General features: G+C 71.4%; 21 protein-coding genes. 6 read left to right on the forward strand and 15 right to left on the reverse strand.

Annotated features, from left to right (window positions below; translation table 11 throughout):
- Positions 1-7: 7 nt before the first annotated feature.
- The gene (locus tag ACIBF7_RS23870; RefSeq protein WP_397198182.1) at positions 8-364 is read right to left on the reverse strand and encodes a hypothetical protein; all 357 of its coding nucleotides are present in this window, start codon (positions 362-364) and stop codon (positions 8-10) included.
- A gap of 39 nt (positions 365-403) precedes the next feature.
- Here ACIBF7_RS23870 and ACIBF7_RS23875 point away from each other — a divergent pair, with 39 nt between their 5' ends.
- Positions 404-1,183, forward strand: a complete 780-nt coding sequence (locus ACIBF7_RS23875) for a DNA-formamidopyrimidine glycosylase family protein (protein ID WP_397198183.1) — start codon at positions 404-406, stop codon at positions 1,181-1,183.
- Here the strand turns inward: ACIBF7_RS23875 and ACIBF7_RS23880 are convergent.
- From ACIBF7_RS23880 to ACIBF7_RS23905, 6 genes are all read right to left on the reverse strand, one after another.
- Positions 1,180-1,536: a helix-turn-helix domain-containing protein gene (locus tag ACIBF7_RS23880; protein ID WP_148034847.1), complete on the reverse strand. Its 357-nt coding sequence runs from the start codon at positions 1,534-1,536 to the stop codon at positions 1,180-1,182. The genes ACIBF7_RS23875 and ACIBF7_RS23880 overlap by 4 nt on opposite strands.
- 274 nt (positions 1,537-1,810) lie before the next feature.
- Complete coding sequence (locus ACIBF7_RS23885; RefSeq protein ID WP_148033560.1) at positions 1,811-2,302, reverse strand: CinA family protein; 492 nt, start codon at positions 2,300-2,302, stop codon at positions 1,811-1,813.
- A 5-nt stretch (positions 2,303-2,307) separates the two neighbouring features.
- Positions 2,308-2,880, reverse strand: coding sequence for a CDP-diacylglycerol--glycerol-3-phosphate 3-phosphatidyltransferase (gene pgsA, locus ACIBF7_RS23890; RefSeq protein ID WP_397198184.1), 573 nt, complete (start codon positions 2,878-2,880; stop codon positions 2,308-2,310).
- The gene (rimO, locus tag ACIBF7_RS23895; RefSeq protein ID WP_397198185.1) at positions 2,877-4,289 is read right to left on the reverse strand and encodes a 30S ribosomal protein S12 methylthiotransferase RimO; all 1,413 of its coding nucleotides are present in this window, start codon (positions 4,287-4,289) and stop codon (positions 2,877-2,879) included. Before rimO ends, pgsA begins: the two co-directional genes overlap by 4 nt.
- A gap of 45 nt (positions 4,290-4,334) precedes the next feature.
- On the reverse strand, positions 4,335-5,084 hold the full coding sequence (locus tag ACIBF7_RS23900; protein WP_397198186.1) for a helix-turn-helix domain-containing protein: 750 nt from the start codon (positions 5,082-5,084) through the stop codon (positions 4,335-4,337).
- Between the two features lie 74 nt (positions 5,085-5,158).
- A complete protein-coding gene (locus ACIBF7_RS23905; protein WP_219544176.1) occupies positions 5,159-7,669 on the reverse strand; it encodes a DNA translocase FtsK in 2,511 nt (836 codons plus the stop codon).
- 202 nt (positions 7,670-7,871) lie between these two features.
- Between ACIBF7_RS23905 and ACIBF7_RS23910 the strand changes: the two genes are divergently transcribed.
- Positions 7,872-10,298, forward strand: coding sequence for a SpoIIE family protein phosphatase (locus tag ACIBF7_RS23910; protein ID WP_397198187.1), 2,427 nt, complete (start codon positions 7,872-7,874; stop codon positions 10,296-10,298).
- On the opposite strand, the gene ACIBF7_RS23915 is transcribed toward ACIBF7_RS23910, so the two are convergent.
- Positions 10,299-11,240 carry an aldose epimerase family protein gene (locus tag ACIBF7_RS23915; RefSeq protein ID WP_148033566.1) on the reverse strand — a complete coding sequence of 314 codons (942 nt, stop codon included), beginning with the start codon at positions 11,238-11,240 and terminating at the stop codon, positions 10,299-10,301.
- Positions 11,237-12,208, reverse strand: a complete 972-nt coding sequence (locus ACIBF7_RS23920) for a LacI family DNA-binding transcriptional regulator (RefSeq protein ID WP_148033567.1) — start codon at positions 12,206-12,208, stop codon at positions 11,237-11,239. The genes ACIBF7_RS23915 and ACIBF7_RS23920 overlap by 4 nt, the downstream gene beginning before the upstream one ends.
- Before the next feature lie 221 nt (positions 12,209-12,429).
- Here ACIBF7_RS23920 and ACIBF7_RS23925 point away from each other — a divergent pair, with 221 nt between their 5' ends.
- The 4 genes from ACIBF7_RS23925 to ACIBF7_RS23940 are packed head-to-tail and all read left to right on the forward strand — an operon-like array spanning position 12,430 to position 17,123.
- Positions 12,430-13,314 (forward strand): NAD(P)-dependent oxidoreductase, encoded by an 885-nt coding sequence (locus tag ACIBF7_RS23925; protein ID WP_219544178.1) that lies wholly within the window; start codon positions 12,430-12,432, stop codon positions 13,312-13,314.
- The gene (locus ACIBF7_RS23930) at positions 13,314-14,192 is read left to right on the forward strand and encodes a 5-dehydro-4-deoxyglucarate dehydratase (RefSeq protein ID WP_148033569.1); all 879 of its coding nucleotides are present in this window, start codon (positions 13,314-13,316) and stop codon (positions 14,190-14,192) included. The genes ACIBF7_RS23925 and ACIBF7_RS23930 overlap by 1 nt, the downstream gene beginning before the upstream one ends.
- On the forward strand, positions 14,192-15,238 hold the full coding sequence (locus ACIBF7_RS23935; RefSeq protein ID WP_372452413.1) for a mandelate racemase/muconate lactonizing enzyme family protein: 1,047 nt from the start codon (positions 14,192-14,194) through the stop codon (positions 15,236-15,238). Before ACIBF7_RS23930 ends, ACIBF7_RS23935 begins: the two co-directional genes overlap by 1 nt.
- A gap of 1 nt (position 15,239) precedes the next feature.
- Positions 15,240-17,123, forward strand: coding sequence for a DUF6807 family protein (locus tag ACIBF7_RS23940; RefSeq protein ID WP_397198188.1), 1,884 nt, complete (start codon positions 15,240-15,242; stop codon positions 17,121-17,123).
- Positions 17,124-17,172: 49 nt separating this feature from the next.
- Here ACIBF7_RS23940 and ACIBF7_RS23945 read toward each other — a convergent pair whose 3' ends face one another.
- The 6 genes from ACIBF7_RS23945 to ACIBF7_RS23970 form a co-directional block, all read right to left on the reverse strand.
- Complete coding sequence (locus tag ACIBF7_RS23945; protein ID WP_397198189.1) at positions 17,173-18,273, reverse strand: dienelactone hydrolase family protein; 1,101 nt, start codon at positions 18,271-18,273, stop codon at positions 17,173-17,175.
- 54 nt (positions 18,274-18,327) lie between these two features.
- A complete protein-coding gene (locus ACIBF7_RS23950; RefSeq protein WP_397198190.1) occupies positions 18,328-19,608 on the reverse strand; it encodes a Gfo/Idh/MocA family protein in 1,281 nt (426 codons plus the stop codon).
- A gap of 65 nt (positions 19,609-19,673) precedes the next feature.
- The gene (locus ACIBF7_RS23955; protein ID WP_222709066.1) at positions 19,674-20,963 is read right to left on the reverse strand and encodes an ABC transporter substrate-binding protein; all 1,290 of its coding nucleotides are present in this window, start codon (positions 20,961-20,963) and stop codon (positions 19,674-19,676) included.
- A 41-nt stretch (positions 20,964-21,004) separates the two neighbouring features.
- Entirely contained in the window at positions 21,005-21,874 is an 870-nt protein-coding gene (locus ACIBF7_RS23960) for a carbohydrate ABC transporter permease (RefSeq protein WP_148033574.1), read from the reverse strand.
- Positions 21,858-22,844 carry a carbohydrate ABC transporter permease gene (locus ACIBF7_RS23965; protein ID WP_397198191.1) on the reverse strand — a complete coding sequence of 329 codons (987 nt, stop codon included), beginning with the start codon at positions 22,842-22,844 and terminating at the stop codon, positions 21,858-21,860. The genes ACIBF7_RS23960 and ACIBF7_RS23965 overlap by 17 nt, the downstream gene beginning before the upstream one ends.
- Before the next feature lie 286 nt (positions 22,845-23,130).
- Entirely contained in the window at positions 23,131-23,925 is a 795-nt protein-coding gene (locus ACIBF7_RS23970; protein ID WP_397198192.1) for an NAD-dependent epimerase/dehydratase family protein, read from the reverse strand.
- Positions 23,926-23,937 lie beyond the last annotated feature (12 nt).

Here is a 23,937-nt window from a genome sequence, read left to right on the forward strand (position 1 = left end):
GCGGCCGTCACGCCGCGCCCGGCCAGACGTGGCGATGGCGCGAGGAGTAGGTCTCGAGCCGCCCGTCCACCACCCAGTAGTGGTGGGAGACCGCGATCCGGGACGCGAGGTCGTACTCCTCGAAACCCAGGTGCTCCGGGGTCACGGTGAACGGGTGCACGGTCTGGCCGGGCGGGAGCCGTCGCAACTCGGGGACGTAGACCTCGACGACGAAGCGGCCGCCGGGTTCGAGGTGGGCGGCCGCATCGCGGAAGCACGCGACCTGCTCGTCCTGCGTGGTCAGGTTCGTGATCGTGTTGCGCAGCAGGTACACGAGGTTGACGGGGCCGTCCGCGCGGGTGGTCGCGAAGTCCCCTTCGGTCACGCCGACGGCCTCCGCTCCCGGCTTCCTAGACTGGGACGCATGCCCGAAGGTGATGCCGTCTACCGCACCGCCGCGCGGCTGCGGGGGGCGCTCGACGGTCAGGTGCTGACCCGGTCGGAGTTCCGGGTGCCGCGCCACGCCACCGCCGACCTCACCGGCCGGACCGTGCTGGAGACCGTGTCACGGGGCAAGCACCTGCTCACCCGGGTCGAGGGCGGGCTCACCGTGCACACCCACCTGCGGATGGACGGCAGCTGGCAGGTCGCCCCGGCCGGCCGGAGCGTCCCGGGGGGCGACCGGGTGCGGCTGATCCTGGCCAACCGGCAGTGGCAGGCGGTCGGCGTACGGCTGGGGATGGTGGACCTGCTGAGGACGGCCGACGAGGGCAAGGTCGTCGGGCATCTGGGCCCCGACCTGCTGGGCGACGACTGGGATCCGGCCGAGGCCGTGCGGCGGCTGAGCCGGGACCCGGACACGACCATCGGCGAGGCGCTGCTCGACCAGCGCAACCTGGCCGGGATCGGCACGATCTACCGCGCGGAGACGCTTTTCCTGCGCGGCGTATGGCCGTGGCGGAGGGTCGGGGACGTCGGGGACCTGGAAGAGCTCGTCACGCTGGCTCAGAGGCTGCTGGCGGCCAACAGGCATCACGCGGGCACGGTGACCACGGGAGACCGCCGCCCGGCGCATCAGACCTGGGTCTACGGCAGGGCGGGAAGACCCTGTCGCCGCTGCGGGACCCGCATCAGCCGTGGCGAGATGGGAACAGGACCGCAGGAGCGGCTCATCATGTGGTGCGGCGGCTGTCAGCCGGGCTAGGCAGCCACCATGTCCTTGACTTCGGGGAAGACGGTGTCGGAAATCGATCCTGGGACCGAGTCGGGAACCGCGATGCGCTCGTGCTCGGGCGCGTCGGCCAGCACGGGAGCGGCCTGAAGCTCCGCCAGCGCGAACTGATCGGAGACCTCACGCAGGACCTGCGAGAGCGGAACCCCGAGCGCGCCGCAGATCGACGCGAGCAGCTCGGAGGACGCCTCTTTCTGGCCCCGCTCCACCTCGGACAGGTAGCCGAGTGAGACGCGCGCCAGCGTGGACACCTCTCGGAGTGTGCGTCCCTGCCGCACGCGCAACCGCCTCAGCACGTCTCCGAGCAGCTGACGCAGCAAAATCATCTGTCGCTCCCTCCCCGGAGTGGATGGCTTCACCACGCTCCGCGCGATCGAGTCGTGCCGCCCGTCTTTCTTCTTCGCTTCGTACATACTCCTCGCCGTCATTGCCGGGCGTCTCCGCCCCTGGCCCGCCGCTCGTGACTCATCAGGCCCGCCTGCCGGGCGCTCGCTGCTTGCAGTTGGCTCACGGACCTCACTCACAGCTCCACCGTACCCGCATCGACCGACACCGCGTCAGACCGTGCTTCGCATGTTCGCTGGGGACGTAACACGGTAATCATCCGGAATGTTCCCCTTTGTTGTCCTTAAGCACACTTGCTAGTAGATCAATAGCCTCGTCCATCGTCTCTACCCTGATACGTTCACGCGACCCCTTAAGGCTCAACCGTCGGCCCCACACCTGTCCGCCCGGTCCGCTCACCGCCGCGAAGACCGTGCCGACCGGCTGGCCGTCCTGCGGCTCCGGCCCGGCCACTCCCGTGACCGCCACCCCGTACGTGGCCTCGCACAAGCGCGCCACCCCGGCCGCCATCGCCGCGGCGACCTCCGGATGCACCGCCCCCTCGCGGCGCAGCAGATCCCCCGGCACGCCCAGCAGCCGTTGCTTCAGGTCGGTGGCATAGGAGATCACCCCGCCCTTGAAGACCCGGGACGACCCCGGCACCAGCGTGAACGTCGCCCCGATGAGCCCGCCGGTGAGCGACTCGGCCACGGCGACAGTGGCCTCCTGGCTCGCCAGCGACTCCAGCACCTGCGTGACCTCGGCCATGATCCTCACTCCCCGCGCGCACGCCTCGCCATCCCGCGCAGCCTGATCGCGCGGATGACGTAATCGATCCCCGTCGCCACCGTGACCACGAGCGCCGCCCCCATCACCGTCTCCCGCAGCGCCTCCGGCACCCACGGCACCAGGTAGAGCGCGATGGCGGCGATCTGCAGGACGGTCTTGACCTTCCCGCCGTAACTCGCCGGGATGACCGCCAGCCTGATCAGCACCAGCCGGAGCAGCGTGATGCCCAGCTCGCGGCCGAGGATCACGATCGTGACCCACCACGGCAGCTCGCCCAGCAGCGACAGGCACACCAGCGCGGCCCCGGTCAGCGCCTTGTCGGCGATCGGGTCGGCGATCTTGCCGAAGTCGGTGATGAGGCCGTAGCGCCTGGCCAGCTCACCGTCGAGATGATCGGTGAACGACGCCACCGCGAAGACCGCCAGCGCGGCCAGCCGCCAGCCCATGCCCGGCAGGAACAGGCAGACGACGAAGAACGGGACGAGCGCCAGCCGCAGGACCGTGAGGACGTTGGCGATGTTCCACGGACTCACCGCGCGGCGCTCGTCTCTGGTCATGGACCGGCGGCCTTGATCCGAGCGATGAGGTCGACGCCCTCGGCGTCGACGACCATGGCGCGGACGAGCTCGCCCGGCACCAGGCCGATGCCCTGGACGGTGACCGATCCGTCGACCTCGGGACCCTGGTGTGCGGCCCGGCCCTCGTAGCCGCCGTCGCCGAGGTCCTCGTCGATGAGCACGTCGACCTCGGTGCCGATCCGGTCTTCGGCGCGCTGCGCCGTCAGCTCCTCGGCCAGCTCGGTGAGCACCCGCACGCGCTCGTCGACGACCTCCTGGGCCAGCTTGCCGTCGAAGCCCGCGGCTTCGGTGCCGTCTTCGTCGGAATAGCCGAACACGCCGATGACGTCGAGCCTGGCCGCCTCCAGGAAGGAGACGAGCTCGCCGAACTCCTCCTCGGTCTCGCCGGGGAAGCCGACGATGAAGTTGGAGCGCACTCCCGCCTCCGGCGCCCGCTCGCGGATGCTCTCCAGCAGGCCGAGGAAGCGCTCGGGATCGCCGAAGCGGCGCATCCGCCGCAGCACCCCGCCGCTGGCGTGCTGGAAGGACAGGTCGAAGTAGGCGGCCACGCCGTCGGTGCCGGCGATCACGTCGATCAGCCCCGGCCGCAGCTCGGCCGGCTGGAGGTAGCTCGCCCGCACCCGGGAGACGCCCTCGACGGCCGCCAGCCTCGGCAGCAGCTTCTCCAGCGCCCGCAGGTCGCCCAGATCCTTGCCGTAGGACGTGGAGTTCTCGCTCACCAGCACGAGCTCGCGCACGCCGCGGTGGGACAGCCAGTCGGCCTCGGCCACCAGCTCGTCGGGGTGGCGGGACACATAGGCGCCGCGGAAGGCCGGGATGGCGCAGAACGTGCAGCGCCGGTCGCAGCCCGAGGCGAGCTTGAGCGAGGCCACCGGGCTCTCGTCGAGCCGCTTGCGCAGCACCCGCGGGCCGCTCGCGGGCGCCAGCCCGTCGGGCAGGTCGCCGTGGCCGGGGATGTGGCCGCGGGGGGCGGCGGCCCGGTCGACCGGCGTGATGGGCAGCAGGAGGCGGCGGTCACGCGGCGTGTGCGGCGTGAGCGCGCGCCCGGCGAGCACGTCGTCGAGACGCCCGCCGATGTCGGTGTAGTCGTCGAAGGAGATGACCGCGCTGGCCTCGGGCAGCGCGTCGGCGAGCTCGTTGCCGTAGCGCTCGGCCATGCAGCCCGCGGCGACCACCTTGGCCCCCGAGTCGGCGGCGGCCAGCAGGGTGTCGATCGAGTCCTTCTTCGCCGACTCGATGAAGCCGCACGTGTTGACCACGACGACATCCGGGTCGTCGTCGTCGAGCTGCCAACCGGCAGCCTCGAGTCGCGCGGCCAGCTCCTCGGAGTCGACCTCGTTGCGGGCGCAGCCCAGCGTGATCAGCGATGCGGTTCGGCGGGATGACATGGTGACACTACGGTATCGGCAGTTGGCCACCACACGATGCAGGGGTTACCGAGCTGGTGGTTTCCCCGGGCCGAACGACCGGCGCACCTTCTCCCCCCGCTCCCCCACAGCGCCCAGGTTCTTGCCGTTGACCTGCACCGACACGGCTCCGGCGTCACCCACCTCGAAGTCGATCCGGCTCTGCGCCCGCCAGGTGGCGCTGCTGCCCGCCTTGAGGCTGCCGTCGAACAGCCGGCGTCCCTTGGCGTCGCGCACCGTCATGCGGGCCCGCCGCTTCGCCTCGACTGTGACCTCGACCGTGTTCTTGCCCGCCATGGCCACGGCGGACGGCCCCTCGGTGAACGGCGAGTTCGGCGGCACGGTGGCCGCCGGCCGCTCCCCGCGGGCGGTGCGGACCTGGTCGGACGCGCCGCCCAGGACCTTGACCACGCCGAACACGACCACCACGGACAGCGCGACCGCCAGCGCCGGGGCCCAGCCCGGCCCCCGCCGCTCGGACATCTTGATGATGCGGTCGGCCTGGAACACCGCCGCCGCCCGCACCGGCTGCGGCGCACCGCCGTTCAGCTGGTCGTAGTGGTGCACCACGGCCTCGGGATCGAGCCCCACGGCAGCCGCGATGGTCTTGACGTGCCCCCTGATGTAGAAATCGCTTCCGGACTCGGCGAACTCGTCACGCTCGAGCGCGTTGATGATCGCCTCTCGGATACGCGTGATCTTGCTCAGCTGCTCGACAGTCAACCCCGAAGACTGCCGAGCCGCCGCCAATATGGCTCCGATGCTCTGCTCCTGCACGACAACCGCCTCCCCACGACGGAGCGTAGTTGCTCCTATTCAAGCAGTAAGCGGCAGGGAAGTGGCCATTGGGGTCATTCGCCACGCAGGTCGGCTAGCAATCCGGGCAGATCATCTGGTTTCACCAGCACCTCGCGAGCCTTGGAACCCTCGCTGGGACCGACCACTTCGCGGCTCTCCAGCAGGTCCATCAGCCGTCCGGCCTTGGCGAAGCCGACGCGCAGCTTGCGCTGCAGCATCGAGGTCGAGCCGAACTGGGTGGTGACGATCAGCTCGGCGGCCTGGATGAGCAGGTCGAGGTCGTCGCCGATGTCCTCGTCGATCTCCTTCTTGGCGCCGGCCGCGACGGTCACGTCATTGCGGTACTCCACCTGCATCTGCTGCTTGCAGTGGTTGACGATCTCGGCGATCTCCTTCTCGGAGACGAACGCGTTCTGGATCCGGATCGGCTTGCTGGCCCCCATCGGCAGGAACAACGCGTCACCCTGGCCGACCAGCTTGTCGGCGCCCGGCTGGTCGAGGATGACCCGCGAGTCGGTCAGCGAGGACACCGCGAACGCCAGCCGGGACGGCACGTTGGCCTTGATCAGGCCGGTGACGACGTCCACGCTCGGCCGCTGGGTGGCGATGACCAGGTGGATGCCCGCCGCCCGGGCGAGCTGGGTGATGCGGACGATGGAGTCCTCCACGTCGCGCGGCGCCACCATCATCAGGTCGGCCAGCTCGTCCACGATCACCAGCAGGTACGGATAGGGCTGGTAGACGCGTTCGCTGCCGGGCTGCGGGACGAGCTTGCCGGCCCGCACCGCCTTGTTGAACTCGTCGATGTGGCGGAACCCGCTGGCGGCCAGGTCGTCGTAGCGGCGGTCCATCTCGCCCACCACCCATTCGAGGGCCTCGGCGGCCTTCTTCGGGTTGGTGATGATCGGGGTGATCAGGTGGGGGATGCCCTCGTACACGCTCAGCTCGACCCGCTTGGGGTCGACGAGCACCATGCGCACCTCGTCGGGGGTGGCGCGCATGAGGATCGAGGTGATCAGACCGTTGACGCAGACGGACTTGCCCGCGCCGGTGGCGCCGGCGATGAGCAGGTGGGGCATCTTGGCCAGGTTGGCCACGATCGTGCGGCCCTCGACGTCCTTGCCCAGCCCGACGATCATCGGGTGGTGGTCGGCCTGCGCCACCTGGGCGCGGAGTACGTCGCCGAGCGCGACCAGGTCCTTGTCGGCGTTCGGGATCTCCACCCCGATCGCCGACTTGCCGGGGATCGGGGACAGGATCCGAACATCGGCCGACTTAACGGCATAGGCGATGTTCTTGGTCAGCGCGGTGACCTTCTCCACCTTCACCGCGGGCCCCAGCTCGATCTCGTAGCGGGTCACGGTCGGCCCTCGGGTGAACCCGATCACCTGGGCGTCGATGGTGAACTGCTCCAGCACGCTGGTCAGCGCGTTCACCACGACCGTGTTGGCCTTGGTCTGCGGCTTGGGCGCGGTGCCCTGCTTGAGATGCTGCAGGTCAGGCAGTTGGTACGGGCCCGCCTGCGGAGAGAGCACGAGCTGCTCGACCTTGCGCGGCGCCGGGGTGGGCTGCGGCGGCTCCGGCTGCTTGACCGGCGCCGGCGGCGGCTCCTCCTCGTCCATGAGCCCCGGGACGATCTCCGGCGAGTGGTCCTCGCGCTTCTCCTTCTCCGACAGGACGGGCGTGTCGTACGGTTTGACCGACTCCTCTCCCTCGGCGGCGGGCTTCTTCGGCCGCCCGCGCTTCTTCGGCTGCGGCGCGGGCCTGCCCTCCGGCGTCTGGCGCTCGAAGAGCATGTGGCGCAGCTCGGCCAGCCGCTCCGGGATGCGGTGGACGGGCGTGGCCGTGATCACCAGCACGCCGAACCCCGACAGGATCAGCAGCAGCGGGATCGTGATCCACGGCGGCAGGATGCTCATCGGCGGCGCCGACACGATGAACCCGATCATGCCGCCCGCCTGCGACACCTTCTCCATCGTGTTGTTCGCGTCGCCCGCGGGATAAGGGGTGCCGTTGGCGACGTGGATCACCCCGAGGACGCCGACGAGCAGCGCGCTCCACCCGATCACCATCCGGCCGGTGTCGGCGTTCTGGTCGGGGTGGCGCAGGTAACGCCAGGCCAGCAGGCCGAACAGCAGCGGCAGCGCCCACGCCAGCGAGCCGAACACGGCGTGCACGACGGTGTGGACGACCTCGGAGACGCCGCTCCTGGTGTCGCGCCAGGTCATCGCCGCCAGCACGATGGCGCCGGCGAGGACCGCCAGCCCCACGCCGTCGCGGCGGTGGACCGGGTCGAGCTCCCTGGCGTTCTTGCCCAGGGCGCGGGCGGTGCTGCCGATGCCGTTGGCGAGCAGCATCCACAGGCCGACGACCAGCTTGCCGATCATGGTGAAGACCCAGCTGATCGGGTCCTGATGGGTCATCGGGGGTTTACGGGCCGGCCCCGCCCCCTTCGCCCTGGGCCGCCCCGTGGACGCGGCGCCCCGTTTCGCGGGGGTCGAACGAGACGAGGGCGACCGCTTCGCCGGACCCTTCGATGCGCTTTTCGGCGTACGGGTGGCCATGTTGCCAAAGGTACGTCGGATACCCCCGAGAAAGCACCGGGACGCGCCGGGCCACCGCCGGATCGTGTCGAAAGACTTCCCCGGCGCCAGCCGGCTGGTGACCAACCTCGGCCTTCTTCCCAAGTGGAGGGAGCGCGGGCTCCCGGTCTGCCACCCTGAGAGTGACCGAACTGCCACATCGAGTGATGTTCTAGGACGCACAGTGGAGACGACCCGGGTGTCGAGCACCTCCTTCGACGGCACTCCCCATGCCCCGGCGGCGGCGCGACGGTTCGTCCGCCAGGTGCTCGGCGAGTGGAGCCTGAGCCATCTGGCGGAGGACGCCGTGCTGCTGACCAGCGAACTCGTCACCAACGCGGTGGTGCACGCCGGCACCGGCGTCGAGCTGACCTGCCGGTTGGACGCCGAGGCGGTGCCGCCCAAACTCGAGATCGAGGTCGACGACCAGCAGCCCGGCCGGACCGTCCTGGACGTGCCGCCTCCCGCCGAGGAGATGGCCACCTCCGGGCGTGGCCTGGCGCTGGCGGGCATGCTCGCCGACGCCTGGGGCGTCACGTACACCAGGAGCGCGAAGCGGGTCTGGGTGCGGATGGAGCTCGCCGACGCCCAGGAGCCGTGCCCGCCCTCGATCCCGGCGCCGCGCGAGCCCGTGGACGCGCTGCGGGTGGCGGTGCTGGTCGCCGACGCGGGTGGGCGGGTGATCTCGTGGAACGCCGACGCCGAGGCCCTGCTCGGCTGGACGGCGCGGCAGGCGGCGGGCCGGCCGCTGGAGGACCTGGTCGACTGGGACGGTCACGGCCCCGACTCGCCGGCCCTGTCCGACGCGCTCGCGCTGGGCCGCTGGCGCGGGGAGTCGCGGATGCGTCACCGCGACGGGCGGCTGGTCCCCGTCTACGTCTCCCACCTGCGCACCGGGGGCAGGCCGGAGCACCGGAGGGCGATCTGGATGGTGGTGGGCGGCGACCACGGGTTCGTGCTGGCCTCGCCGCCCTCACCCGCCAGGCGGGAGGCCGGCCGGCGCATCAAGGACCTGCTCGACCGCGACCGCCCGCTCGCCGAGCTGCTCGACACGATCGCGCGGATCGTCCAGCTTTCCAGCGCCGGCGACGCCGCGTACGTGCTGCTGCGCGCCGACTCCGGCAACAGGTTCGGGGTGGCGGCGGGGGCGGGTGAGGCGGCGGGGCTGGTGGGCGTGGTCGCGGCGGGCGTGTTCGCCCCCGACCGGCGCGCGCCGGCGGTGGTGGACGACCTGCTCGCCGCCGACGTCGAGCTGGCCCAGCGGCTGCGGGCCAGGTCGCTGGCGTGCGCGCCGCTGGTGGTGGCGGGCGAGGTGATCGGCCACCTGGCGGTGACCGCCGCCGAGCCGGGGCGGTTCGACCAGGACCTGGCCGCGAGCCTGCGGCACATCGCCGACCAGGTGGCCGGCACCGTGCAGCGGGAGCGGCTGGCCGAGCAGGACCGGGCGCACCGGGGTCGGCTGTCGTTCCTCGCCGAGGCGGGCGAGCTGCTCGCGGGCGTGCACGACGAGGAGCTGCTCGCGGCGCTGGCCGCGCAGCTCGTGGTGCCCAAGATCGCCACCTGGGCGGCGGTCTACCTGACCGACCTGGCGGGCATGACGCGGCTGGCGCACGTGTGGCACCGGGAGGAGCGGCACAACGCCGAGCTGCGCACGTCGCTGCCCGCCCTCCCGCGCACGCCGCTGAGCGAGGTCACCTGGCCGGTCGGCCGCGGGAACGTGCTGTCGTTCCCGCTGCTGACCCAGGGCAGGGCCCACGGCGCGCTGGTGATCGGCCGGAGCGAGCCGACGCTGCCGCTGGAGCTGGCCGAGCTGCTGGCCGACCTGTGCCGCCTGATCGCGCTCAACCTGCACACCGCGATGCTCTACACCCGCCAGGCCACCACCTCCAAGGCGCTGCAGCGCAACCTGCTGCCGGTGCGGATGGCGCCGATGCCCGGCCTGGAGTCCGCGGTCGTGTACGAGCCGGCCGAGGAGGGCGCGCACGTCGGCGGCGACTTCTACGACCTGTTCACCGTGGCCGACCACTGGTGCTTCGCCCTCGGCGACGTCTGCGGCAGCGGGCCGGAGGCGGCCGCCGTCACCGGGCTCGCCAGGCACGCCGTGCGGCTGCTCGCGAAGGAGAACTACACCGTGGCCGACATCCTGGACCGGCTCAACCGGACGCTGCTGGAGGAGGACGAGGAGGGCCGGTTTCTCAGCCTGCTGTGCGGGGAGCTGACGCCGCTGCCGCGGGGCGGGGCGCGGTGCACGATCGCCTCGGCCGGGCACGTGCCGCCGCTGCTGCTGCACACCGACGGCGAGGTGGAGCAGGTGGCCTCGCCGCAGTTGCTGCTCGGCGTCGAGCACGGCGTGCGGTTCTTCGTGGAGTCGTTCGAGCTCGCGCCCGAGGAGGTGCTGCTGTGCGTCACCGACGGGGTGACCGAGCGGCGCGACGGCAAGCGGCTGCTCGACGACGACGACGGGCTGTCCAGGCTGTTGTCGGGCTGCACCGGGCTGAGCGCCCACGCCGTCGCCGAGCGGGTGCGGCAGGCGGTCCACTCCTTCGCCGGCGCCCCGTCGAGGGACGACGTGGCGCTGCTGGTGCTGCGGGCTACGCCGGCTCTCCCCTGATCAACCCGGGAAGCGGTAGGTGGTGGTGGAGGCGCGGACCTCGCCGGGGCGCAGCACGGTCGAGGGGAACGCCGGCTGGTTGGGCGAGTCGGGGAAGTGCTGCGTCTCCAGGCAGAACCCGGCGTGCGGGCCGTACGGGGTGGCGTCGCCGTCGAGCATGCCGCCCGCGTAGAACTGGACGCCGGGCTCGGTGGTGGTGACCTCCATGGTGCGTCCGCTGCCCGGCTCGGTCACGGTGATGTCGCCGTTCAGGACGAAGCAGTGGTCGTAGGCGCCGTCGAAGCGCTCGCCGATCGCGTGGGGGGTGGTGAAGTCGAACACGGTGCCCTTGACCGGGGCCGCCTCGCCGGTGGGGATCTTGTCGCCGTCGACGGGCAGGTAGTGGTCGGCCGCCATGCGGACCACGTGGCCGAGCACGTCGCCGCCGCCGGCCAGGTTGAAGTAGGAGTGGTTGGTCAGGTTGACCACGGTGGGCGCGTCGGTCTCGGTGGTGTAGTCGATGCGCAGCGCGTCGCCGTCGAGCGTGTAGGTGACCGAGGCGGTGAGCGTGCCGGGGTAGCCCTGGTCGCCGTCGGGGCTGACGAGCGCGAGCGTGATGGCCGAGCCGGTGACGTCGCGGATCGTCCAGACCTTGCTGTCGAAGCCCTCGGTGCCGCCGTGGAGGCTGTTGGGCCCGTTGTTGACGGGCAGGTGGTACTCGACGCCGTCGAGCGTGAAGCGGCCGCCCGCGATGCGGTTGCCGTAGCGGCCGACCACGGCGCCGAAGTAGCGGCTGCGGGTCAGGTAGTCGTCCAGGGTCGGCAGGCCGAGCACCACGTTGACGCCGTCGACCTCAAGCGTTTGCAGGATGGCCCCGTACGAGAGCACCGCCGCGCGCAGGCGCCCCGAGGTCAGTTCGTGGCGCTCGACGCGCTCCCCCGAGGGCAGCGTTCCGAAGTTCATGTGTGGGCCTCTCCCGTAGATTCGCGGACGATCAGGCTCGTCTCCAGCACGGTGACGCCGCTGGTGGCCTCGGAGTCGACCGAGCCGAGCAGCAGGTCGACGGCGATGCGGCCGGCGGCGGCGGTGGGCATCGCGATGGTGGTCAGCTTGGGGCGGCTCAGGCGGCCGGGCACGATGTCGTCGACGCCGATCACGCTGATCTCCCCGGGCACGTCGACCCCCCGCTCGGCCAGCCCTTCGATCAAGCCTATGGCGACCAGGTCGTTGTAGGCGAGCACCCCGGTGGCGCCGGAGGCGATCACGTCGGTGACGGCGGCCAGGCCGCCGAGCTCGGTGGGCGGGTTGGGGCCGAGGAAGGTGACGTCGGCCTCGCTCATGGCGGCGGCGGCCGCCTGCATCTCCTTGCTGGTCCACGACCCGCTGGGCCCGGTCACCAGGGCGAGCCTGCGGTGGCCGAGGCCGGTGAGGTGCTCGACGGCGAGCCTGACCCCGCGGCCGACGTCCATGAGCACCGTCGGCATGCCTTTGACCCTGCGGTTCACCACGACGAACGGCACCTCTTCGCGCAGCCGCTCGATCGTCTTGTTGGTCAGCCGGGGGCTGCACAGCAGCACGCCGTCGACCTGCTTGGTGAGGGTCTGGATCAGCTCCTCCTCGACCTGCGGGTCCTCGTCGGTGTCGGCCACGAACACGTGGTAGTCGCGGAGCCTGGCCTGCGCCTGGGCCGCTTTGATGAGCGGCGGGAAGAACGGGTTGGCGATGTCGGCCACGATCAGGCCGATGTTGTGGGTGCGCCCCGTGGTCAGCGCGCGGGCGGCCCGGTTGGGCCGGTAGCCGAGATCCTCGGCGACGGCGAGCACGCGGGTGCGCGTGACCGGGTTGACCAGATGGGGGGCGGAGAAGGCGCGCGACACCGTGGAGACGTGTACGCCTGATGCCTCCGCCACGTCACGAATGGTCACCGCCACGCTGGGCCTCCGAGCATGCCAAGTACATTAATGCAAGCGCTTGTATCGCTGTCAACGGGCCTCTTTCGCGAGGGCCGAGCGCCGAAAACTCATGCTACCGCGCATGAGGCCAGCGGCGACACCGCAGGCTGAGACGAGTCGGCTTGACGTTCTGCCGACGGCACCTCAATACTTTTTGCAACCGGTTGCGGTAATGACCCCTGCGGAAGGGTGAACGAGCGATGACACGAACACTGGTGACGGGCAGCGCCGGAAGGCTGGGGCGAAGCCTGGTCACCTCGCTGGCGCAGGCGGGTCACGAAGTGATCGGCGTCGACGTCACCGCCGGCACCCCGGACGACGCGGCGGCCACCCTCCCGGCCGACCTCACCGACCTGGGCGAGGCGTACGACGTGATGGCGCGGTTCCGGCCCGACGTCGTGGTCCACCTGGCGGCCATCGCGACCCCGTTCAGCCGGACCGAGGGCGTGATCTTCCGCACCAACACGCAACTTGCGTTCAACGTGTGCGAGGCGGCGAGCAACGCGGGCGTGGGCCGGGTGGTGGTGGCCAGCAGCCCTACGGTGATCGGTTACGGGTCGCCGTCCGGCTGGGCGCCGAGCTATCTGCCGATCGACGAGGACCACCCGACGTCGCCGTGGAACGCCTACAACCTGTCCAAAGTGGTCGCCGAGCAGACGATGGCGTCGTTCGCGCGCAGCTCGCGGACGCGGTTCGCGGCGGTGCGGCCGTGCTTCGTGGTGGCGCCCGAGGAGTGGGCGGGCGCGCCCACCCAGTCGGGCCACACGATCCTGGAACGCCTGGACCTGCCGGAGATCGCCGGTGTCTCGCTGTTCAACTACATCGACGCCAGGGACGCCTCCGACATGATCGCCACCCTCATCGAGCGGCTGCCCGGCCTGCCCAGCGGCGAGGTGTTCTTCGCAGGCGCGGCCGACGCGCTGGCCCGCCGCCCCCTCGCGGAGCTGCTCCCCGCCGTGATGCCCGGCACGAGCGAGCACGCGCCCGCGCTCACCGACACTCTTCCCGCGTTCACCTCGGCCAAGGCCGAGCGCATGCTCGGCTGGACCGCCAAGCGCAGCTGGCGCACCGAACTGGAGATCTGATGAACCTCAGCGGAGTCCTCTTCTTCCCCATCACCCCCTTCACCCTGTCAGGCAAGCTCGCCGAGGAGGTGCTGGCCGAGCACATCGGACGGGGGCTCGACCACGGGCCCGGCGGAGTGTTCGCGGCGTGCGGCACCGGCGAGTTCTCCTCCCTCTCGGAGGCCGAGCACGCCGCCGTCGTCCGGGTCGCCGTCGAGACGGCGGCCGGCCGGGCGCCGGTGTTCGCCGGCGCGGGCGGGCCGCTCGGCGCCGCGCTCGCGCAGGCCGGGGCGGCGCGCGAGGCGGGCGCGGACGGCCTGCTGCTGATGCCGCCCTACCTGGCCAAGGGCACCTCGGACGGGTTCGTCGCGTACGTGCGGGAGATCGCGGCGATCCTGCCGGTGATCATCTACCAGCGCGGCTCGGTGGTGCTCACCCCCGAGCAGGTGGTCGAGCTGGCCCGGGTGCCCGGCGTGGTCGGGCTGAAGGACGGCCTGGGCGACATCGACCTCATCCAGCGCTCGATGCTGGCCGTGCGCAAGGAGGTGGGCGACGGCTTCACGTTCTTCAACGGCCTGCCGACGGCCGAGCTGACCATGGGCGCCTACCGGGGCCTCGGCGTCGAGCTGTACTCCTCGGCGGTCTTCGCCTTCGCGCCCGACATCGCGACCGCGTACCTGAACGGCGAGCACCGGCTGCTGACCGAGTTCTACGAGCCGCTCGTCCGGCTGCGCTCGAAGGTGCCCGGGTACGCGGTCGCGCTGGTCAAGGCCGGGGTGCGGCTGGGCGGCCTGGACGTGGGGCCGGTCCGGCCGCCGCTGGTCGACGCCGCGCCCGAGGACGTGGCGGAGCTGGAGTCGCTGATCAAGCACGGACGCTCGCTGATCGGCACGCCGTGATCCGCGACCTCACGGTCACCCCGCGCACGGTCGCGCTGCGCCGTCCATGGGGGCCCGACGTGCCCGCCAACCACGTCCTGGTCGTCGAGGTGACGCTCGCCGACGGGCGAGTGGGCACCGGGTTCTCCTGGACTCCGCAGATCGGCGCGCACGCGGTGCGGGCGCTGCTGGAGCACGACATCCGCGACGCGCTGATCGGCCTGGACCCGCACCCCGAGGTGGTGTGGGACCGGCTCTGGCGGCACCTGCGCGAGGCCGGGCCCGGCGGGATCACCACGATCGCGCTGGCCGGGGTCGACCTGGCGCTGTGGGACCTGCGCTGCGGCGAGCGCGGCCTGGTGGACGTGCTGGGCCGGCGCAGGGAGTCCGTCCCGGTGTACGGGAGCGGGGTGAACCTGCACTACCCGCTGGACGAACTGGTGGCGCAGGCGGGCCGGTGGAAGGCCGCCGGCTACCCCGCCGTCAAGATCAAGGTGGGCCGGCCGGACGTGCGCGAGGACGTGGCGCGGGTGGCCGCCGTCCGCGAGGTGATCGGCCCGGACACGCTGCTGATGGTGGACGCCAACCAGCGCTGGGACCTGCACACCGCCCGGCGCGCCGCCGACGCGCTGGCCCCGTACGGCCTGCACTGGCTGGAGGAGCCGCTGCCGGCCGACGACGTGGCGGCGCACGTGGAGCTGCGCCGGTCGGCGCACGTGCCGATCGCGGTCGGCGAGAACGTCTACACGGTCTACGGCTTCCGCGACCTGCTGGCCGCCGGGGCCTGCGACGTCGTGCAGCCGAACGTGGTGAGGGTCGGCGGCATCACCCCGTTCCTGCGCATCGCCGAGCTGGCCCGCGCCTTCGACGTGCCGGTCTACCCGCACCTGCTGCCGGACCTGTCGGGGCAGCTGGCGCTCTCGCTGCCGCTGCCGTCCATGGCCGAGGACGTCGAGGACGCCTCGTTCGCCGCGCTGGGGCTGCTCGCCGAGCCGTACCCTGTCCGGGTGGACGGCGCGGAGCTGCGCGCCGGCGAGCACCGGGGCCTCGGCCTCCGCTGGAGGTGACATGCGTGTCGTGCTCGCCGGAGCCCAGGGCTTCGGCTCCAACTATCTCGACCGGCTGCGCCGGCTGACCGGGCTGGTCGAGCTGGCCGGGGTCTGCGACGTGCGGCCGGTCCCGCCGGAGAGCCTGGCGGGGCTCGGCTCCCCCGAGATCTCCGCCGACCTGCCCGGCCTGATCGAACGGACCGGCGCCCGGATCGCGATCCTGGCCACGCCCATCCCGACGCACGCCGAGCTGGCGCTGGCCGCGCTGGAGGCGGGCGCGCACGTCCTGGTGGAGAAGCCGACGGCGGCCACGCTGGCGGACTTCGACCGGATGGAGCGGGCCGCCGCCAAGGCGGGGCTGGCCTGCCAGGTCGGGTTCCAGAGCCTCGGTTCCGCGGCGGTGCCCGCGGTGCGCGAGCTGATCGCGGGCGGCGCGATCGGCCGCGTCACCGGCATCGGCGTGGGCGGCTCGTGGCCGCGCCCCGCCGCGTACTTCACCCGCAGCCCGTGGGCGGGCAGGCGGGTGCTCGACGGCGTGGACGTGGTGGACGGCGCGCTGACGAACCCGTTCGCGCACGCGCTGGCCACCGCGCTGGCGGTGGCCGGGGCCGACGAGCGCGGCGCGGTGGCCTCGGTGGAGACCGAGCTCTTCCACGCCAACGGGATCGAGTCCGACGACACCTCCGCCGTCCGCGTCACGCTCGCCGGCGGCACCCCGCTGGTGGCCGCGGTCACGCTCTGCGCGGCCGAGCGGGACGAGCCGTACGTGCTCGTCCACGGCGAGAAGGGGCGGATCCGGTTCGTCTACACGATGGACGAGGTCCAACTGGACGACGGGCTCGTCCAGCGCTTCGACCGCACCGACCTGCTGGTCAACCTCGTCGAGCACGTGCGGTCCGGCGTCCCGCTGCTGGTGCCGATCCAGCGCACGGGCGGGTTCATGGAGGTGATGGAGGCGATCAGGGTCGCGCCCGACCCGCTGCCGATCGCCGACGACCACCAGGACCTGTCCGGCGAGGGCCGGGTGCTGCCGGGCATCGCGTCCGTCGTCGACAGGTGCGCCTCGGAGCTGGCGCTCTTCTCCGAGCTGGGCCTGAGCTGGGCGACGCCGCTCGTGGTGGGCGGCTCTCCCGTCGCCGAGTACGTGACCAGCCCCGACCTGCCGCTGACCGCGGCGCCCCGCCCCTACCTGCACCCGGTGCGCACGCTCGGCGGCACCGTGGTGACCGAGATCCGTCCGGCCGACCACCCGCACCACCTCGGGGCCGGGCTCGCGGTGACGGACCTGGGCGGGCGCAACTTCTGGGGCGGGCGCACCTACGTCCGCGACCAGGGGCCGACCTGGCTCGACGACCACGGCGTCCAGCGGCACCTGGCCTTCACCGAGCGCGACGCCGCCGGTTTCACCGAGACGCTCTCGTGGCTGCGGCCGGGGGAAGACGCCCTGGTTCGCGAGGAACGCACCGTACGGGCCCGTCCAGCGGCGCGTGGGTGGGTCCTGGAGTTCGGCTTCACCCTGCACAACCTGACCGGGGCGCCGCTGACGGTGCGCAGCTCGGCCACGAAGGGCCGGGCGGGCGCCGGCTACGGCGGGTTCTTCTGGCGCGCGCCGGCGGGCTCGCCCGGGTTGCGGGTGTTCACGGCGGCGGCCGAGGGCGAGGAGCGGGTGCACGGCTCGCGGGCGCCGTGGCTGGCGCTGTCGTCGGAGACGTGGACGCTGCTGTTCGCGCAGGACGCCGACCCGTGGTTCGTGCGGGTGGCCGAGTATCCGGGCGTCGGCACCGCGCTGGCCTGGGACACCCCGCTGACGTTCGACGCCCGGCTCGACAGGAAGGTGTCGGTCGTGGTCGTCGACGGGCGCCTGTCGCGCGAGGAGGCGGCCGAGCTGGCCACGGGCCGCTGACCCGCGGGCCCGGCGCGGTGCCACGCCGGGCCCGCGCCGTGCCGTGCCCTCAGCGGGACCCGGGGCGCAGTCCGGCGGCCAGCCAGGCGAAGGCGTGCTCCTGCATCGGGACGTCGAAGGCGTGCGGGGCGTCGAAGAACCTGCCCTCGTAGCCGCCGCCGGGGTAGCGGCGGGCGATGGCCTCGTGGGCGCGGCGCATCCCCCGCTCGGGGAACAGCTGGTCGTCGCCCGCGTACAGCGCCAGCAGCGGTCGCGGCGCTCCGGACGCGATCAGCGCGGGCCAGTCGCAGACCCGGGACAGGCCGGGCGGGAAGAGCATCCAGGTGTGCGAGGCCACGTACCCGTCGAGCAGGTCGGCGTAGGACGAGGTCATCGCGGCGACCACGACCGCGCGCACGCCCGGGTCGAAGGCGCCCAGCAGGGCGGCCCGCAGGCCGCCGCCCGACAGGCCGGCGCAGCCGACCGGCCCGATGTCCGGCCTGCTGCGCAGGTACGCCGCGGCGGCCAGGTCCTCGCCCGCCACCACGCCCGCGAACGAGGTGCCCAGCAGCCTGCAGTACTTCTCCAGCACGTGCTCGTGGTGGCCCGCCGCCACGTCGTAGCGGTCGGCCTCCGACAGCCCGGCGTCCGGGGCCAGGGCTGTCACCCGGTCCGGCATGTCCGTGAGCGGGAACCGGCGGCTCCCCCACCCGGTCACGTCGTGCGCCAGCACCGCGAAGCCGCGCCTGGCCAGCTCGGAGGCGAACGCCCGGCCGCCGTACAGCTCGCCGCGCAGCCGCCGCACCTCGGGGGTGGGCGGCTCGGGGCCGTCGGCGATCTTCTCCTTGCCCGCCCACTTCATGCCCGCGTGGCAGTGCAGGGCCACCACGCCGGGCAGCGCGCCCCGGTGGCCGTGCGGCCTGAGCAGGTAGGCCCGGGTGCGCGGGCCGTAGCCGACGTCCCAGGACAGCTCCTCGCCGTCCAGCCCGTCCGCCGTCCAGGCGCGCTCCACCCGTACGTCTCCCGCCGTGAGGTCGAGCGTGCCGATGGCTTCGCGCGCGGCGGCCCGCAGCTCCGGCCCGGCGGGCGCGTCCGGGAACAGCTCCCCTTGCCTTCCCGCCACCTCCACAAGCCCGGCGAACTCCCCTAGATGCCGCATCTCACCTCTCATGACTCGTACGAGAAAGCACTGTGAGGAGTCAGACGCATCTCCTCTTCGTACGGATCAGGCGCCGGCGAGGCGGGTGCCGTCGGCGGTGAGGTGGACGGGGCGGCCGGTGGTGGCTGAACGGTTGGCCGCGACGCCCACCAGGACGCTGCGGATGCCGTCGCGGTAGCCCGCCGGACGGCCGAGCGGGTCGTCGCCGGGGCCGCGGAAGACGTCGTCGAGCAGCAGCCGGTCACCGCCGCCGTGGCCGCCGGCGCCCTGCTCGATCGGCACCTCCTCGGGCTCCTGCCAGTGCCGGTGCAGGATGAGCCGTTCCCAGGAGCCGGCCGCGTGCTCCTTGCTCGCCGCGCTCGGGTCGACGGCGGCGTGCGGCGGTGTCCAGGACCGTTCGCACACCTCCAGCTCGATCCGCCCCTCGGTGCCGTTGAACGCCACCCGGTACCCCTCGAACGGCGCGTGCGCGGTCAGCGAGTAGGTGAGGATCGCCCGGTTGGCGTAGCGGACGAGCACCGACATGGTGTCGTCGATCGTCACGCCGGGCGCGAACACGTCCTGGTCGCGGATGTAGCCGTCCTCGTGCTCGGCGTCCAGGTAGAGCCGCTTGAGGCGCTCGTCCTGGGAGATGTCCAGGATGTACGGGTCGCTGCCCAGACCCGGGGCGCCCTGCCCGCGTGCCGGGCGCGGCCCGCGCGGCTGGGCCTGGCCGTAGAAGCGCAGGTCGGTCTGCGCGAAGACCAGCTCGGCCGCCGAGCCGAGCCACCAGTTGACCAGGTCGAAGTGGTGGGTGGACTTGTGCACGAGCAGCCCGCCGGAGTGGGCGCGCTCGCGGTGCCAGCGGCGGAAGTAGTCGGCGCCGTGGATGGTGTCGAGCGCCCACTCGAAGTGCACCGAGGTGACGTCGCCGATGGCGCCCTCGCCGATCAGCTTCCGCACCGCCGAGTTGCGCGGCGAGTAGCGGTAGTTGAAGGTGACGACCAGCCGGCCCGGGTTGCGCTCGGCCGCCTCGGCGATGGCCGCGCAGCCCTCGGCGTCGACCGTGAGCGGCTTCTCCACGATGACGTCGAGGCCGGCGTCGAGCGCGGCGACGACGTACTCGGCGTGGGTGGCGTCGACCGTGCACACCACGACGGCGTCGGCCAGCTCCAGCATCTTGCCGTACTCCCGCGGCGCGAAGCACGGCACCGGGCGGCCGATCCGTTCGGCGTAGTAGGCCATGCGCGTGGTGTTGACGTCGCACAGGCCGACGATGGTCCCGGTGTCCTGCCAGTCGCCCAGCAGCGCGTCGACGTACATCTGCGCGCGGTGCCCGAGGCCGACGAAGGCGTACCTGGTGCTCAAGTGCTCTCTCCCCGAGTCGCGGTGGGCGGCCGGGGGCGGTGCGCCCCCGGCCGGTCGCCGGCTGGTCAGCCGGCGATGGCGGCGTTCGCCTCCTCCAGGAACTTCGCCGCGGCGGCGTCCGGAGTGGCCCTGCCGAACACGACCTCCTCGCTGGCGCGCTCCAGGATGTCCTCCATCTCCAGCGCGCCCTTCGGCGGCGCCTCGATCGGGCTCAGCTCGCTCTTGACCTCGTCGATGAAGGCCAGGGTCTTCTGGTCGGCGGGCGGCAGCTTGTCCTTGACGGCGGCGAGCACCTTGGAGTTGGTGGGCAGGCCGCGGTCGCTCAGCAGGATGCCGGCCGCGTCGGGGTCGTTGACCAGGAAGTCGATGAACTTGCCCGCGGCGTCCGCCTTCTCCGTCTTGGCCGAGGCGGCGTAGAACATGGCGGGCTGCAGGAACATGCCGCTGGTCGTGGCGCCCTCCAGCTTCGGCATCCGCAGCAGCGTCATGTCCTGGCCGGACGACTTCGTCAGGGCGTTGAGCTGGTTGCTCCACCACATGCCCATGGCGCCCTCGTTGGTGCCGAGCAGCGACTGCTCGGGACCGGTGTCGCCGATCTCCTCGCTCTTGGCGGCGTCGGGCGAGCCCTTGGTCTCGATGAGCTTCTGGTGGATGGCCCACCAGGACTTCAGCGTGTCGACGGACATGCCGATCTTGGTGCCGTCGTAGAACTTCTCGCCGCGCTGGGCCGCGTAGATCTGCAGCCAGGCGGGGTTGAAGTTGTACTCGGCACCGGTGGCGGCGCCCGTGGCCGAGATCTCCTGGGCCAGCGCGGCCCACTGGTCCCAGGTCCACGTGGTGTCGTCCGGCAGCTCCTTCTTGGCCTTCTCCAGCGCGGCCGGGTTGGCCAGCATGGAGAAGGCGTTGACGCCGGTCGGGATGGCGTACTGCTTGCCGTCGATCTGGCCGCTCGACAGGACCTGCTGGTCGAGGTCCGCGGTGGGCAGCTTGCCGGCCAGGTCCATCAGCGCGCCGCGGCCGGCGTACTCGCTGAGGCCGCGGATCTCGATGCTCAGCACGTCAGGCGCGTCGTTGGCGGCGACCTTGGTGGCGAGCTTCTCGTAGTAGCTGTCCCAGTTGGAGAAGTCGCCCTCGACGTCGATCGTCGGGTTCTTCTCCTCGAACTTCTGGATGGCCTGGTCGGTCAGCTTCTGCCGGGCGTCGCTGCCCCAGTAGGCGAAGGTGATCGACACCTTGCCGCCGTCGCCACCGCCGCCTCCTCCTTCGCCGCCGTCGCCGCTGCCGCAGGCGGCCGCGGTCAGCATGGCCGCCGACAGCGCGGCGACCCACATCGTCTTACGAGAGCCGAGTTTCACAGCTCTACCTCCTCTTGGGGGTTACAGGGGGTGAAGAGGAACTACTTCAGGCCAGTGGTCGCCATCCCGCGGATCAGGTACTTCTGTCCCGCCAGGAAGAATCCGAAGATCGGCCCGAGCGACACGATGGACATCGCGAACATCGGACCCCAGGACGACTCTCCGCTGGAGTCCAGGAACTGCCGCAGCGCCACGGCCACCGTGAGGTTGTCGGAGTTGGTGAGGTACAGGTTCTGGCTGAAGAAGTCGTTCCACGTCCAGATGAAGGTGAAGATGCCGGTCGTCGCCAGCGCCGGCATGCACAGCGGCAGGATGACCTGCAGGAAGATCCGCCAGTAGCCCGCCCCGTCGATGGCCGCGGCCTCGTCCAGCTCCCGTGGCAGCGTCCGGATGAACTGCACCATCAGGAAGATGAAGAACGCGTCCGTGGCCAGGAACTTGGGCACCACCAGCGGCCAGATCGTGTTGATCCAGTCCATGTTGGCGAACACGATGTACTGCGGCACGACGGTCACGTGGTAGGGCAGCATGATCGAGCCCAGCATGATGGCGAACCACACCTTCTTCAGGGGGAAGTTCAGCCGGGCGAAGGCGTAGGCGGCCAGGGAGCAGGCGACCAGGTTGGCCGCCACGGACAGTCCCGTGATGACGGCCGAGTTCCACAGGTAGTAGCCGAAGCTGTGCTTGAGCGCCGTCCAGCCGTCGCTGTAGTTGTCCAGCGTGACCGCGCTGGGCCACAGGCCGGGCTCGCGGAAGATGAGGTCCTCCGGCTTCAGCGAGCTGGAGATCATCCACAGCAGCGGATAGAGCATGATCAGGCCGAAGCCGATCAGCAACGCGTGCTTGAGCAGCCGGCTGCCCCGCGGTAGCGGGCGGAACAGGAACGGCACCCGGTTACTTCGTGTCGCCATAGAAGACCCAATACTTCGACGCGAGGAAGTTCACGCCGGTCAGTCCGGCGATGAGGAGCAGGAGGACCCACGCCATGGCGGCCGCGTAGCCCATCTCGTAGCTCTTGAAGCCCTTCAGGTAGAGGTAGAGCGTGTAGAAGAGCGTGGAGTCGACCGGTCCTCCGCTGCCGCCGCTGACGATGAACGACTGCGTGAACGACTGGAAGGACTTGATGACTTCGAGTACGAGGTTGAAGAAGATGATCGGCGTGAGCAGCGGCAGCGTGATCGAGCGGAACTGGCGGAGCTTGGTGGCCCCGTCGACCGCGGCCGCCTCGTAGTAGCTCTGCGGGATCTGCCGGAGTCCGGCGAGGAAGATCACCATGGGCGCGCCGAACGTCCACACGTGCAGGAGGATCAGCGTGCCGAGGGCGGTGTCCGGGTCGGACACCCAGCCGGGCCCCTCGATGTCGAAGATCGCGAGGACGGCGTTGACCAGGCCGTCGGTGCCGAAGATCTTCCGCCACAGGATGGCGATGGCCACGCTCCCGCCCAGCAGCGAGGGCAGGTAGTAGACGGAGCGGTAGAACGACAGCCCGCGCAGGCCCCGGTCGAGCGCGAGCGCCAGCGCCAGCGCGAAGGCGAGCTGCATGGGCACCGACACGACCACGTAGATGGTGGTGACCTTGAGCGACTGGATGAACCGGGTGTCCTCGAAGAACAGCTTCGAGTAGTTGTCCCAGCCCACCCACTGGGCCTCTTCCAGCAGGCTGTAGTCGGTGAACGACAGGTACAGCGAGGCCAGGATCGGCCCCACGGTGATCAGGAACAGGCCGACGAACCACGGCGCGAGGAAGACGTACGCGGTGCGGGCCTCCCGGCGCCTGTGGACGTTCGCATAGGTCGTCCGGCGGCGACGCCCCGGGGGTCGAGCGGCCTCCCGCGGGGCGGCGGGGGGTCGCTCCGGGGTGACAGAGATTGATTCGGACATACATCCCTCTTCCAGGCCCTGCCCGGCACGGCGGGATCGGATAGCGCATTCCTATAAGGAGGCGAAAAGTTTCGTCAACCCTTTGCAGGTGTTACAAAGCCGTTACCGATATATCGCCAACTGAATAGTGCCTGCTCAGAGGGGATATGAGGGTGGATACGCGTTCTTAACATTTTCGCTCTGACCCACCTCCACTACAACCGGTTGCACTTCGCGGCGAAAGAGTCCGGGCATGCCGACAGCCGCCCTGACCTGATCGGTCGGGGCGGCTATCGAGCAGAAACGGTCACCAGGAGCCGCCGAGCTCCTTCAAGGTGAAGACCCCGCCGACCCGGTCGTGCAACGGGCCGCTCAGGTCCGGCTCGCCCTGCTCGGCGATGATCTCCGCGGCGTACGACTCGGAGCTGTCGCGCGACTCGTACCCGATGGCCTCCGCCTCCTTCAGCGACCACCACCTGCGGGCGTTGTCGGAGACGCCCCACACGACGTGGAAGCCGGTCGCCGTCAGCGCGGCCTCCACCAGCCGGGCCAGGTCGTCCGGCGAGATCCAGGTGGCCAGGCCGCGGGTGTCGGCGGAGCGCTCGTTGCAGGTGCCGAGCCTGATGGCGGTCACGTGCATGCCGAACCTGTCGTGGTAGAGGCTGCCCAGCCCCTCCATCACGAGCTTGCTCACGCCGTAGTACGTGTCAGGGCGAGGGAAGGCGTAGTCGGCCAGCTCCCCGCCGGAGGGCGGCCGGGTGTGGAAGCCGGCGGCGTGGTGGCTGCTCATCAGCACCACGTGCCCGACCCCCGCCGCGCGGGCGGCCTCCATGAGCACGTAGGTGCCGTCCATGTTGGCCCGCACGATGTCGGCCCACGGATGCTCGCGGCTCTGGCCGCCGAGGTGGAGCACCGCGTCGACGTCCCGCATCGCGGCGGCCATGGCCAGCTCGTCGGTGAGGTCGGCCACGGCCAGCTCCTCGCCGGGTCCGGTTTCGAGCGGCGCCAGGTCCGACAGGCGCAGCGTCCGGCCGTCACGGGCGAGACGGGGACGGAGCAGCGTGCCGACTTTCCCTGCGGCGCCGGTCATGAGAATGCGCATTCCCCCGTTGTA

Origin of the sequence: Nonomuraea sp. NPDC050478 (assembly GCF_044458265.1) — a bacterium.
Classification (GTDB): domain Bacteria; phylum Actinomycetota; class Actinomycetes; order Streptosporangiales; family Streptosporangiaceae; genus Nonomuraea; species Nonomuraea ferruginea.